This is a genomic window from Bacillus sp. I-2 (assembly GCF_001974945.1).
In the GTDB taxonomy this organism is placed as follows: Bacteria; Bacillota; Bacilli; order Bacillales; family Bacillaceae; genus Bacillus; species Bacillus safensis.
The window spans coordinates 233313-246658 of the sequence record NZ_LZRW01000043.1 but is presented as its reverse complement, the minus strand read 5'-3'; the positions used below and the strand labels follow the sequence as shown (position 1 = coordinate 246658).

Here is a 13346-nt window from a genome sequence, read left to right as displayed (position 1 = left end):
ATCCCACGGATTACAGCTGTTTACAGTATGCTTTAAACAATGCTTCTGCCATCGCTTCATACCCCTTAGGATTCGGGTGAAATTGATCAATCGATAAGTAGGCTCTTTCATGTCCTTCAAACGCCCGGTACACATCCACAACTTCTACATGTGGATTCGCAGCAAGCAAACGAAGCTGTTGATTATATTGCTGAAGCCACCGCCCGGCTATTGGTATTTCTGGAAATGGGTTATATAAATTCATGAAATACACGTAGTAGGGCTGATGCTGTCCTCTTTTAATTTGAGCAATTTCTTGAATCATCTTGCTAAAATTCGCCTGACAATGTATGACTGCTTGCAGCAGTTTCTTTTCATCTTCACCTTCTTCATACTGCTGAACAGCTTGAACAAGGTCATTCCCACAGCCTGTGATGGTGATGATGTCAGCTGCCGCAATCGCACGTCTCACCTCTGACCGTTTGAAGAGCTGTAAAATCTGCTCAGTCGTTAACCCTGATTTTGCAAATACGGACAGCTCGACCGGTGCATGCGTCTTTTTTTCAAGCATCCACCAAAACCGCTGAACAAATCCTCCGCCAAATAAACGTGCCCCCACCCCAACTGTTAAGGAATCTCCAATCGCAACATAGGATCGTCCCACTCTTATCCCTCACTCTCTCCTGCCTTCTCTTATATATACGAATTCGAAGAACAGATGCTTGTAGCAGATGACTTAGGGGCATTCATTTTTTTTTGAGATGCAGCGCCTTTACAAACTCTTTACTTGCGGTATCGAACGATTTTTTGTTCAATAAGAGTAGGCTTTTTGCGCTGAAAACTGCGTGTTTACGCGTTCCAGAAAAATTTACAAACTTTTTATCTTGATTTCGAGACTTTATACCTTGACTTCAAACTACATTGTGATTACAATGAAAATATCAGTTTTCATGTAACTGTGCTTGTTACATCTTTTTCATAGCATTCCAATATGATTAAAGATGCCACATATTCAGTGTACCTTTGGGATACGCTAAAAAAATAACCGAAACAGAAAGGATTGAATGAACATGGCAAAAGTTTTATACATCACTGCACATCCGCATGATGAAACAGTTTCTTACAGTATGGCTACTGCTAAGGCATTTATCGAATCTTATAAGGAAGCAAATCCAAGTGACGAGGTTGTACATATCGATTTGTACAAAGAAAACATCCCTCACATTGATGCAGATGTATTCGCTGGCTGGGGCAAACTTCAATCTGGCGCTGGTTTCGATACACTTTCAGCTGAAGAGCAAGCGAAAGTTGCTCGTCTAAACGAATTAAGTGATCAATTCGTTTCTGCTGACAAATATGTATTTGTTTCACCACTTTGGAACTTCTCATTCCCACCAGTTCTTAAAGCATACATCGACTCTGTTGCTGTAGCTGGTAAAACATTCAAATACACTGAGCAAGGTCCTGTTGGATTATTAACAGACAAAAAAGCTCTTCACATCCAAGCACGTGGCGGATACTACTCTGAAGGTCCTGCTGCTGAACTTGAAGCAGGTCACCGTTACCTTGGTACAATCGCTAACTTCTTCGGAATTCCTTCTTTCGAAGGTCTTATCGTTGAAGGTCACAATGCTGAGCCTGCGAAAGCAGAGCAAATTAAAGCAGATGCAATCGAACGTGCGAAAGCTTTAGGAAAAACTTTCTAATAACTGCACGCAAAAAGCCAATGATCTTTACGGTCATTGGCTTTTTATTTGTTCAGAAAAACCTAATTCTCTCGAAATATCACTGGCGGCTTTTTTCACCTGTTGAATTAAGTAAGGTAAGCGTTCTTTTTGATAGCCTGCTTCAAATCCTGCAATGCTAATACCTGCTGCCACTTCCCCCAGATGATTGAAAATAGGAGCTCCAATCGCAGCTGTATAGTTTTCAAGCTCAGAATAGCTTAGCGTATATCCCCGCGCATTTGATTCTTCCAGCATGTTTCTTAGAACCTCTTTATCTGTGATGGTCCCAATCCCGATCTTCCCCAGCTCTATTGAGTCAATATAGGCAAGTCTCTCGCTCTCTGGCAAAAAGGAGAGAATACTTCTCGCACAGGCACCCGCATATAGGGGAGACCGTCTGCCAACGGCGGTGTAGAGACGAACAGGCTGCGTACCTTCAATCTTTTCCACGTAAATGGCTTCGTCGCCCTCACGAACAATGAGCTGTACAGCTTCTCCTACTTCATCCCGTAAGCTTTCCATAAATGGTCTTGCAATCCTTCGAATATCAAGGCGGTCCGCCACAAGCTGACCGTATTCAAGGAACATTAATCCTAATCGATACACACCTGTTTCTTGCTTTTCTAACAGTCCCATATCGGCTAAAGAGCTCGCCATACGATGGACAGATGTTTTCGGCATACCGGAAAGCTCGATCATTTCATTTAATGTTAATTGATCGTGAGCGATAAACAGCCGCAAAATCTCCATTGATTTCACAACCGTTTTATTTGTGTTTTGCATCTTCTTCACCTTTTCTAAACGAGAATGCTTCCAGCTTGATTCTTGCGGCCAGCTCCCTCAGTTCTGCTTCTTGCTTAAATAACGCCTGCTCTGCATCCCGATGATCTATTTGTTCAAAATACAGCTTTGCCCCAGGCATCGCCTGTGCAATAAGCGGCAAATCAACAGTCGCTACTTCTCCAATACGCGGGTATCCGCCTGTCGTCTGCCGATCTGCCAGCAGAATAATCGGCTGGCCATCGGGTGGAATTTGAATAGATCCAAAGGCGACAGCTTCTGAGATCAATTCCAGCTTTTCTTTTAAATGAACCGGCTCTCCCTTTAGCCGGCAGCCCATGCGATCTGATTGGGGTGTGACCTGATAAGACTGCTCAAAAAACGCGGTTTGAGATGTTTCTTGAAAATGAGAAAGATGCCTGCCTGCCAGCACACGAATCACTGGTGATTTCCGCAGCGGTAAAAAATGATCATGACTCACTGTCCAATCGGGTGCGCCATATCCCGCCTGATTCACTTTATTTTTTAGCCTATCAAACAAATGATCCGCTACGATAGACGGCTCTCCAATGGATAGAACGTCACCTTTTTCAAGCGGTCGTCCTTTCAGTCCACCGATCCCTGCTCTGACATAGGTGCTTTTGCTCTGCATGACTGGTTCCACATCAAATCCACCTGCCACAGCAAGATAAACGCGGCAGCCTCTCTTACAAAGACCAAAGGTGATCGTGCTTCCTGATCGGACAAAGAGCGGCTTCCATAATGGTGCCCGCTCTCCATCAATATCAATCTCAACATCAGCACCAGTGACGGCGATGAGCTGATCCCTCTCAAATGTGAGCACAGGCCCCGGCCCCATCAACGTCACTTCCAGCACGGCTTCATTTTCTTGGTTGCCAGTGAGAATGTTGGCGATTCTAAGTGAGAGCGGGTCCATGCCGCCGCTCGTTAAGACGCCATACTTTTGATAGCCTTGCCGCCCTTTATCTTGAATGGTTGTGTAGATCCCTGGCTTGATGACATGAATACTCAACGTTCTGCCTCCTTCATGCTGAAAAATTCCTTTTCAGACATTTGGACAAATCTGACCTCGTCCCCTGCTTTTAATAAACTCGGAATTTCCTCGTCTGGGCGAAAAAGCGGCAGCGGGGTTTGTCCAATGAGCTGCCAGCCCCCGGGTGTGGAAATTGGATAAACGCCTGTCTGCTTTCCTGCAATACCAACAGAGCCTTTTGGAATGGACATCCTTGGTGTTTCTCTGCGTGGTGCTGCGATCTTTTCAGACAGCCCGCCTAAAAACGGAAACCCTGGGGCAAATCCAACCATATAGACAAGGTACGTACCGGCAGTGTGAATACGCACGACTTCCTCTGGCGTTAAACCATTGATACGGGCAACCTCTTCTAAATCAGGGCCCAGCGCTCCCCCGTAACAGACTGGAATGTCAACGATGCGTCGCTTCACCTGAACTTCATCTTGCCATTTGTCTTCAAGAAGTTGTTCAATATAGCCTTTGACCCATTCATACGGAGACAGGTCATGTGTTTGAAGCTGGGCCGATTGATGAACGGTATAAGGCTCGTAAAAAACAGTCACGTTTGTAAAGGCTTGAACTGCTTCTACATACCCTTCAAATGGGTGCTGTTCAATACATGCAAACAGCTGCTCAACCCGTGCATGAATCTCCTCACGTATGTCAGCTCCAGCTTGGATGACGATCGCTGCATCTCCCAGCGGGTGGTAGGTGATAGAATCTTTTATCGTTGAAAAAGCCACTTGAGGACACCTCTCTTTCTACAGTACACCGAGCTTTTGATCTCTTCGATCTGTGATGAACATATGCCCAGGTGCATGAGTAATCGCAATGTCGGGTTTTGTATGCATGACAATGGCTTGCGGCGTCACACCACATGCCCAAAACACCGGGACCTCTCCTTCTTTGATCACAGATGGTTCTCCAAAGTCAGGCTGATTCACATCGGAAATGCCAATCACCGCTGGGTCCCCTATATGGATCGGACCGCCATGGACTGATGGAAATCGAGATGTCACTTGAACACTTCTTGTGACTTGATGCGCCGGAATGGGTCTCATGCTGACCACCATCGGGCCGTGAAAGACTCCTGCTTTTTCACAAGCTATATTCGTTTGATACATGGGTACGTTATGACCGTCTTCAATATGGCGGACAGGAATGTCATTCAGCATAAGCGCGTGCTCAAACGTAAAACTGCATCCAATGAGAAAGGCAACCATATCACCCTCCCAATAAGCAGTGATATCTGTAACCTCTTCTTCAAGAATCCCTTTTCGGTAAATACGGTACTTAGGAAAGTCCGTACGAATATCCGCTTGAGGCGCCGACCGTCTTGGCACTGGATCACCTGGGTCCAGTACATCAAGCAAGGGACATGCAGCCGGATTCCGCTGACAAAACAAAAGAAAATCAAAGGCAAGTTCCTTTTTGACAATCATTAAATTGGCTTGAGCAAACCCTTCTGCAAAGCCAGCCGTTGGTCCTGTGATCTTTTTTTCGCGAATCAATTCTCTCATCTGTGATGGCTCATATGTTTGATAAGTATTCATCTGGATCAGCTCCATAGTTTAGGGATTTCATTCATGATGGTATAGCCGCCCATCATCGCCATAATGACCACAACAAATGCACCAGTCACTGTCAAAAAGAATGGATGACGATAATCTCCAACAATGTCTTTCTTATACGCCGCAACGAGTAAAGTGCCAAGGGCGAGCGGCAAAATCAATGCATTGATTGCTCCAACTAATATCAAGATGTTCACAGGTCTTCCGATCGTGATAAAACAAAGGGTTGAAAGAGCAATAAAACCAATGATAATGCCACGCTGGTTTTGCTCAATTTTTGGTGAGAAGGTTTTGAAGAAAGAAACAGATGTGTATGCTGCTCCAATGACAGACGTAATCGCCGCAGCCCACATAATAATCCCGAACATTTTATAGCCGATATTTCCTGAAGCTAATTGAAAAACAGAGGCAGGCGGGTTGGATGGATCAATCTGCAAGCCTTTTGAAACAACCCCTAATACGGCAAGAAAGAGTGCTACACGCATGACAGATGTAATTAAAACACCGAAAATAGAGCTTTTCGTCACTTGCGGCAGTGCTTCCTTCCCCTTAATACCTGCATCCAGCAAGCGATGCCCGCCAGCAAAGACGATATAGCCGCCTACCGTTCCGCCCACAAGTGTCACAATGGATAAAATATCAATCGTCTCTGGGACAAATGTTCTCACGGCCGCTTCTCCAACTGGCGGCGCTGTTGAAATCGCCACATACAGCATCAGGCCAATCATGACAAAACCAGCTGCCTGTGTGAAACGATCCATCGCTTTCCCAGCCTCTTTGATCACAAAGATAAGAATGGCAATCACAGCACTGATCCCTGCGCCGATTCGCGGATCGACTCCGAAGATCACCTGGAAACCGAGACCAGCTCCAGCGATATTTCCGATGTTAAAGGCAAGTCCTCCAATGACAATCAAAAAGGCCAGCACATAGCCGAGACCCGGGAGCACCATATTTGCGATATCCTGACCTCGTTTTTCTGACACGGCAATGATGCGCCATACATTTGTTTGTGCAAAAATATCTAATAAAATTGAGATCAAAATGACAAATCCAAAGCTAGCCGCAAGCTGCTGTGTGAAGACGGTTGTTTGTGTTAAAAATCCCGGTCCGATCGCGGACGTCGCCATTAAAAAGGCTGCGCCCATCAGCATAGACCGATTCCCCTTTGGTGCCTTCATTTGTTTGACTTTCTCTGTTTTCATGCTGTTTCCCCCTTTGATGACGATTTTTATTGAAAGGCCTTCAGATGGATGCCGGCTTCTTTTAGCTTTGCTGTAATGATCTTCGCAAATTGAAGCGCATGACTGCCGTCTCCGTGAATGCAAACCGTATCTGCTTTGAGCTCGATATCTTCTCCTTGAACTGTACGAACCCTGCCTTCTCGCACCATACGAACAACCTGCTGGACGGCCCGTTCATCCTCTTTAATGAGTGCATGTGGTTCGCGGCGCGATGTCAGCGTCCCGTCTGTTTGATACGTCCGATCAGAAAAAACTTCATGTGCCACTTGCAGACCTATTCGTTCACCTGCTAACGCAAGTTCACTGCCTGACAGACCAAATAACACAAGGTTTGGGTCCACATCATATACAGCCTGCGCAATCGATTCAGATAATTCATTATTTTTAGCTGCCATGTTGTAGAGGGCGCCGTGTGGTTTGACATGCTGCATCGTGCCGCCCTCGGCCTTGAGAAAGGCTGATAGAGCGCCAATTTGATAGATGACAAGATCATAGGCTTCCTCTGCGGAGATAGCCATTGGACGTCTGCCAAAGCCGGCCAAATCTTGCAAACCTGGATGTGCACCAATTTTAACCCCTTTATCCAGTGCCATTCTAACTGTCTTTCTCATGACCGTTGGATCTCCTGCATGAAAACCGCAAGCAATGTTGGCTGAGGTGACATATTCTAAGATTTGTTCATCTGCACCGATTGTGTATTGACCAAAGCTTTCTCCCAAATCACAGTTGATATCCACTTGATACATAGAATCCCTCCTTATTGTTCCGAAATACGGAATATAAAGTCCGAATATTCGAATTTATATTGATTATACCAACTTTGAATAGACTGCACATGAAATTGGCAGAAAACATAACAATAGAACTAGGAGAAAACAAAAAAAGCGAGAGGCAAAATCCTCTCACTTTTTTTGTAATGATATGCACCTTATTTAGACAGCACCCAATGTTGGATGGCTTTTGCCACGCCGTGTTCTGTATTAGGCGCTGTAATCCAATCAGCGGCCTCTTTCACCACTTCCTGCGCATTTCCCATGGCAATGCCTAATCCGGCTTCTTGAATCATGGCTATATCATTGAGGCTGTCGCCAAGTGACATGACGTTGTCCATCGTACAGCCAATGCGTTCTGCTACTTTTGCAAGAGCTGCCGCTTTGTTAATGCCGGCTGCATTCACTTCGATATTCGTTGGACTTGAGTTTGTGATCTCTAGATGCTTATTTGTTTTCAATGTATTGAGTACTTCCTCACGAACGTCATCATCATGAATATCAAAGCCAAATTTCAGCCATTCATGGTCATGAATTCGTTCAGGGAATTCACCTCTCCACACCTTATCCACAGTCGAAGCCCAGTAATCGGTTTCGTACCTATTTTTTAAATCCCACATCATTTGGACGTGATCAGGATGCAGCAGATCTCGTTCGATCAGCTGGAAGTTTGAATCCCAGATTTCACTTCCGTTTGCTGTCACAAGGTAAGACGATAACTTGAGCGGCTCAACCAGCTCTCGGCATGTCATCAGTGTCCGCCCTGTGCTAATGACCACATGGACCCCTTTTGCTTCAGCCTCTTTAATGGCTTGTTTATTTTCCTCTGGAATGATGTGCTCACTGTTTAACAGCGTGCCATCCATATCAATGGCAATCAATCGGATGTCTTTCTTATGAGCTTGTGTTGACAAATTGAGTACCCCACTTTGTATCGATTTTTGAAACTATCTTTATTTTAATATAAAGATGAAGCTGGCACAAAGGGACGAGTTTGATCCCATAGAAAAAAGACCTTGTGACAGGTCTTTTCACAGGTGCTTAGCGTTCACACGCAATGCCGTCTTTATCGCGGTCAAGCCGCATATTTTTTTGATAAAGTGCTTTTGATACATAAGGCTTGTACTTTGTTTTTCCGCCTTTGTTTTTCGTGTTTTTGCTTTTTGCTACGCCGCCTTTATATACTTTGTTCAGCGCTTTGCAGTTTTTGTAAGACTTGACCGTTTTTGCATCTGCTGTGTGGGTGTCGACTTGTGTAAAGCTTAGTAAAAGACCTAAAGACAAGACAGCCACCATGATTTTTTTCAACATGTAAGATCCCCCTATTTTTTCTAATTTTACATTTTTATCATATGTCACCACTTTTTGTTTTTCAAGACTATCGAGCTAATTATTTTGATTTTTTTGGCATGAAATATATCTTATATCCTATATGGTACAATGAATGGGAAACCTTTCCGTTTTTGACACGTATATGAAGAGAGGAGCTTTTCACATGAAAATGAAATATACCATTCTATATGTAAACGATGTGGAGGCGAGTATTCATTTCTATCAGCATGTACTTGGTTTCCCAATAAAATTGAGGGTTGAATCCTATGTTGAGTTTGACACTGGAGACGTGACGTTATCGATTAATTCACGACAGGATGTCAAAGAAGCACTCGGATTGCCTGTCCCTGAAGCAAATCAAGCGTCTCACACGTTTGAGATTGGCTTTGTTGTGGATGAAGTGGCGCAAACGATTGCATCAATGAAGGAAAAAGGGGTTCCGATCATCAAAGAACCTGCAAAAAAACCATGGGGTCAAACAGTCGCTTATGTGTCTGATCCTGATGGTCATTTCATTGAAATATGTGATGCGGTCTCCTAATTGGCTGTGAAGGGAGTGAACCAGAATGAGAAAAAAACATGCCTTTTTCGCCGGTGTTTGCTCAATGATTGTGATTTGCAGCGCTTCTATCCTATTGCAGCACCTTGAATGGATTGGGTTTGTCAGCGGCGGGATTTCTATTATTGGGGTCGTGATGTCTGGGGTGCTAATGGGTGCTTGGACAAGTGGAGAAGAGACACGAGCAGCCTATCATTCTGAAACAAAAGAACACCGCATGTGGCGTCTTGATACGGCTTTTCTTGTGATGATTTTTGCACTTCCACACATGGCTGCTTCGGTCTTTTATGTTTTGATGTAAACACTTGTTAAAAGGAGTTCGCAATATGGCTGTTTTTATTCTATTCATTGTATTTGGCTTTCCTATTATCTCTGTGCTGATTGGCATTTTGGGCACGCTCTTTTTAAAGAATGTTTGGATGCCTACTTTGATTGTGCTGTTAGCGAGCATGATCTTCATGTTCACTTATATTGACGGGAATGAATCCTTTCTCATTTGGGTCATCGTCTATACCGTCTTTACGTTCCTTGCTGGATGGATTACAAGGCGGCTCAGCGTGTAGACAAACCCTCGCATTCGGTATCAGGTCTGCGTTCCGGTGCTCACAAATGTCAAATTCGCTCCGCGCCGGTACTCGTCCTTCCTAGACTTCAAAGGTTTTCTATCACGCTGAAAAAAAGAAGACAAAGGGCTAAAATAAAGATCATTTTAGCCCTTTGTCAACAATTTGAAAGAACAGTTTCCACTGTTCTTTTTTTGAATCATATATCCGCACACCATAATTCAATTTCAATTTTCAGCTCCGGCCATCCTAAAGCTGATACATAAGCAACCGTCATTGATGGGTAAGCTGTTTTAAAGATCGTATCCCACTGAGGATATAGTTGGTCCCAGTCGATTTCTTCTGTTGCCCATATATTGACCTTGATCACATGTTCTTCATTCAATCCTTCTGATTCAAGGATTTTTTTAATGTTTTCAAACGTATTCGTTACTTGGTCGTTTAAGCTTGATGGGATCTGCCCATCTATATCTGTCCCTACCTGACCCGATGTAACAAATAAACCCGCACCCTTTGGCACCCTTGTGATATGACTGTAATGACCAACAGGTTTCGGCATACTTTCTGGGTTTTTTCTCGTGATTTTTTCCATGTTATGTCCCTCACTCACGTTTATTTTTCTACTAGTTTCTTCGTTTTGTAGACAGACTTCACCAATTTCTATCTACCTTCAAAGAAAACAGCAGTGGAGTATCCATAGCCACAAGGTAAGAACATCAATATCTTCTTTTTCATGACCGGAACACTCCTTTTGATTGCGTGAGCAAGGTTTTGATTAACTTCATCGTACCTGACAAGTGATACATCGTCAAAATGATTTATAGACGATAACGCGCAATGTCCTGATTCAATCGCATGCTAAGCTCATTGAGTCTTTCTGCTGCTTTAGCCACATTAGAAATGGCTGTCACTTGTTCGTCTGTGGATGCAGTGATTTCTTCGATCGCCGCAGCATTTTCTTGAGAAACATGTGCTGCGCCGTGCATGGCTTTTGTGATGAGGTCGTTTTGCTCCAGCAGTGTATTCAGCTCTTTTGCCATCGCGTTTGTTTCAACGATGGTTTGTGAAATCAACGTAGAGATGGCATTGAATTCATGTTCTGTTGCATGCACCGCTTCATCCAGCTCGGCAAAACGATCCATTGTGCTCGACATGATGCCCGCTGTTGCCGTCGTTTCTTCTTTAATGCCTTGAATCATTTGCTGAATTTGGACGGCTGATTGTTTTGTCTGTTCAGCTAAATTCCGCACTTCACTCGCCACAACTGAGAAGCCTTTGCCATGCTCTCCCGCCCGTGCTGCCTCAATACTTGCATTCAGTGCCAGTAAATTCGTCTCATTTGAAATGCTTTCAATCGTATCTGTGATTTGAGAAATATCCTGTACTTTTGTACTTAACTGCTCGATTCCTGCTCTAATGCCTTGAGACGCCTGAATCGATTGTTCATTTGATTGTTTTAATTGCTGTAAGATTTGCTGACCCTGCTGTGATGATTGACTCGATTGGTCAGAAATCCGTTTAATTTGATCACTCTGTTCTTTGACATTCTCAATAGATTGATTAAACTGGGTCATTTGTTGATTGGCTTCTTCAAGATCAGATGCTTGATGAAGTGTTCCAGTCGAAATGTCTCCAATGGCTCGTCCAATTTCTTCACTGCTGGCTGAGGTTTCTTCAGATATCGCCGATAAATCTGTCGCTGATTCAACAAGCTGACTGCTCGTTTCCTGTAAACCGCTCACCAGCGTTCTGAGCTCTCCTGACATATGGTTAAAGCCTTTTGCCAGCTGTCCGATTTCATCCGTTGTTTCCTTTAAGTTCGTGCGTTCAATATTCCCCGCCGCAATTTCCTTTGAAGCAGCAGTGACTTGCTTCAGCAGTCTGACTTTTCCTCGAGCAGCTAAATAAAAGACGCCTAGACTCAGAAGGGCGACACCTGCTGTAATGAGAATAATATAGAGCTTCATCTGCTCTAATTCTTTATAAAATTCGTCCTGGAAGACAGCGATACCTACACTCCAATTCCACGGCGTAAACTGGCTCATATAGGCGAGCTTTTCTTTTTCTTCGCCGGTTGCATCGTCCTTATCCATATAGGTCACATAGTGTGCATCCTCGCCTTTTGCATTGGCGCCAGCGACCATTTTTTGACGATTGGTCGTGTTATCTGGAATGACGCCGATGTCGTTGACCGGATGGACCTGGGTTGAATAGTCAGTGCCATATGCGATCAGATAGCCTTTATTTTTATAGATAAAATCTGATTTTTGAGATTGGTATCCCTTCCCGTTGTCATTTTTGGGTCCACTCAAGTAAAGCCGGGCTTGTTCTTGCGCCTGCTCAAGCGTCAGTTCTTTTTTCTCCACACGGTCATTCAACTGTTCAAGTGTGGCCATTGCTCCGCTGACGATGTGCTTTAAATCTGCTTTCCCTGCATCAATTAATACGTGTTTCGCTAAAAAATAACCCGTTGTTCCAACAAGTCCGCCCGTTAAAATCGTGATCACGATAATGGCAGACATTAATTGAAAAAAGACACTTCTTGACGCAAACGCTTTCTTTTTCATGTACAAATTCCCCCTTACTTTATATATCGTCAAGCAGGAAAAAGTATTAAAAAAGTCATAGAAAAAATCCCTTTCGCACATTGGAAAGGGATTTTCTGATTAATGAGCTGCTTCTTTAAGAATGGCTTGATAAAGATCGTCTGCTGGCGAGAGTCCACATACCTCTTTCAGCACACCTTCAATGCCTTTTTCTTTTCGTAATGCCTGCAGACGAACAGCTTCTTCGTCTTCAGTAAAATCGTAAGCCAAAGCTGCCACGATTCCTTTTACTAAATACTGTGGCTGTCTGATTTTTTTCGCTGGACCGATTAAACGGTCATTTGCTCCAAGCTTTCTAAGCGGGGAACGTGCGACGCGCGTGACTTCATCAGAGATAAAGGCATTTTCAAATCGTTTGATGATTTTTTGGATATACGCATCATGTTCTTCTTTTTGAAAACCATATGTGTCGATTAAATAACTGCCCGTTTCGTGAAGTGCACCTTCTACCACTTGACGAATCTCTGGTGTATCGACAGCTTCTTTAATCGTTTGCACGCCTTTCTCGTACCCGACATAAGCAGCTAGTGCATGTCCTGTGTTGACAGTAAAGAGCTTACGCTCAATATAAGGCGTCAAATCTTGGACAAAGGTCGCTCCATCGATCTGAGGAACGTCTCCAATAAAGCCTGTCTCATCAATGACCCACTCGAAAAATGGCTCGACTGATACTTTCAAAATGTCCTCATGGTGCTGAATGGGGACAATGCGGTCAACCGCAGCGTTTGGAAAACCAACTGTGTGTGACAGCGCTTCTTGTTCATCAGCTGTTAAATGAGAGAAAACGGCTTCCTTTAAATGAGAGCTGCCGCCAATCATATTTTCACACGCCACAATGTTGATGATATGATCAGTCTTTTTCTGTTTTAAACCTTCAGCAATCGATGAAGCAATGATGTTCAAAACAGCTGGTCCAACAGCTGTTGTAATGAGATCAGCTGTTGCAACTGCCTCTGTTAATGCGGCTGGATCTTTTGCGGAATTGATGGCTGACACAGGACCAACCACTTCTTGCTGCTGCCCTGGTGCTGCAAGTTCTACTGTGTATTCTCCTTTTTCATTCAGCTCGTTGATCACCGCTTCATTTACATCGGTAAAAACGAGCTCAAAGCCTGATGCTTTTAACAAAGATCCGATAAATCCTCTGCCAATATTTCCTGCTCCAAAATGAAGTGCCTTCAT

General features: G+C 44.0%; 16 protein-coding genes. 4 read left to right on the top strand and 12 right to left on the bottom strand.

The features are described 5' to 3' along the window. Positions 1-10 precede the first annotated feature (10 nt). Positions 11-643, bottom strand: coding sequence for a GDSL-type esterase/lipase family protein (locus BAE31_RS14190; RefSeq protein WP_076840749.1), 633 nt, complete (start codon positions 641-643; stop codon positions 11-13). 406 nt (positions 644-1049) lie between these two features. Between BAE31_RS14190 and BAE31_RS14185 the strand changes: the two genes are divergently transcribed. After that, positions 1050-1685 (top strand): FMN-dependent NADH-azoreductase, encoded by a 636-nt coding sequence (locus BAE31_RS14185; RefSeq protein WP_024425558.1) that lies wholly within the window; start codon positions 1050-1052, stop codon positions 1683-1685. Between the two features lie 33 nt (positions 1686-1718). On the opposite strand, the gene BAE31_RS14180 is transcribed toward BAE31_RS14185, so the two are convergent. The 8 genes from BAE31_RS14180 to BAE31_RS14145 form a co-directional block, all read right to left on the bottom strand. Further along, entirely contained in the window at positions 1719-2489 is a 771-nt protein-coding gene (locus tag BAE31_RS14180; RefSeq protein ID WP_076840748.1) for an IclR family transcriptional regulator, read from the bottom strand. Then, the gene (locus BAE31_RS14175) at positions 2473-3519 is read right to left on the bottom strand and encodes a 5-oxoprolinase subunit C family protein (RefSeq protein ID WP_076840747.1); all 1047 of its coding nucleotides are present in this window, start codon (positions 3517-3519) and stop codon (positions 2473-2475) included. The genes BAE31_RS14180 and BAE31_RS14175 overlap by 17 nt, the downstream gene beginning before the upstream one ends. Beyond that, positions 3516-4262: a 5-oxoprolinase subunit PxpB gene (gene pxpB / locus BAE31_RS14170; protein WP_075622361.1), complete on the bottom strand. Its 747-nt coding sequence runs from the start codon at positions 4260-4262 to the stop codon at positions 3516-3518. The genes BAE31_RS14175 and pxpB overlap by 4 nt, the downstream gene beginning before the upstream one ends. 18 nt (positions 4263-4280) lie before the next feature. Beyond that, positions 4281-5072 (bottom strand): putative hydro-lyase, encoded by a 792-nt coding sequence (locus BAE31_RS14165; protein WP_076840746.1) that lies wholly within the window; start codon positions 5070-5072, stop codon positions 4281-4283. A gap of 5 nt (positions 5073-5077) precedes the next feature. Next, positions 5078-6295 carry an NRAMP family divalent metal transporter gene (locus BAE31_RS14160; RefSeq protein ID WP_076840745.1) on the bottom strand — a complete coding sequence of 406 codons (1218 nt, stop codon included), beginning with the start codon at positions 6293-6295 and terminating at the stop codon, positions 5078-5080. A 26-nt stretch (positions 6296-6321) separates the two neighbouring features. Then, positions 6322-7080 (bottom strand): LamB/YcsF family protein, encoded by a 759-nt coding sequence (locus BAE31_RS14155; RefSeq protein ID WP_076840744.1) that lies wholly within the window; start codon positions 7078-7080, stop codon positions 6322-6324. Between the two features lie 182 nt (positions 7081-7262). Further along, positions 7263-8018 (bottom strand): Cof-type HAD-IIB family hydrolase, encoded by a 756-nt coding sequence (locus BAE31_RS14150; RefSeq protein ID WP_041106513.1) that lies wholly within the window; start codon positions 8016-8018, stop codon positions 7263-7265. Between the two features lie 127 nt (positions 8019-8145). Further along, a complete protein-coding gene (locus tag BAE31_RS14145; RefSeq protein WP_080769491.1) occupies positions 8146-8415 on the bottom strand; it encodes an excalibur calcium-binding domain-containing protein in 270 nt (89 codons plus the stop codon). Positions 8416-8599: 184 nt separating this feature from the next. On the opposite strand from BAE31_RS14145, the gene BAE31_RS14140 reads away from it, so the two are divergent. Genes BAE31_RS14140 through BAE31_RS14130 form a run of 3 tightly spaced genes read left to right on the top strand, consistent with a single transcriptional unit; the run spans position 8600 to position 9558 of the window. Further along, positions 8600-8977, top strand: coding sequence for a VOC family protein (locus BAE31_RS14140; RefSeq protein WP_076840743.1), 378 nt, complete (start codon positions 8600-8602; stop codon positions 8975-8977). Positions 8978-9002: 25 nt separating this feature from the next. Further along, entirely contained in the window at positions 9003-9296 is a 294-nt protein-coding gene (locus BAE31_RS14135) for a DUF5316 family protein (protein WP_041106517.1), read from the top strand. Between the two features lie 25 nt (positions 9297-9321). Further along, on the top strand, positions 9322-9558 hold the full coding sequence (locus BAE31_RS14130; protein ID WP_076840742.1) for a DUF2651 family protein: 237 nt from the start codon (positions 9322-9324) through the stop codon (positions 9556-9558). Positions 9559-9757: 199 nt separating this feature from the next. Here the strand turns inward: BAE31_RS14130 and BAE31_RS14120 are convergent, their stop codons facing one another. The 3 genes from BAE31_RS14120 to BAE31_RS14110 form a co-directional block, all read right to left on the bottom strand. Beyond that, complete coding sequence (locus tag BAE31_RS14120; RefSeq protein WP_076840741.1) at positions 9758-10150, bottom strand: RidA family protein; 393 nt, start codon at positions 10148-10150, stop codon at positions 9758-9760. Between the two features lie 226 nt (positions 10151-10376). Beyond that, positions 10377-12125, bottom strand: coding sequence for a methyl-accepting chemotaxis protein (locus BAE31_RS14115; protein ID WP_076840740.1), 1749 nt, complete (start codon positions 12123-12125; stop codon positions 10377-10379). Between the two features lie 99 nt (positions 12126-12224). Continuing rightward, positions 12225-13346 (bottom strand): mannitol-1-phosphate 5-dehydrogenase, encoded by a 1122-nt coding sequence (locus tag BAE31_RS14110; protein ID WP_076840739.1) that lies wholly within the window; start codon positions 13344-13346, stop codon positions 12225-12227.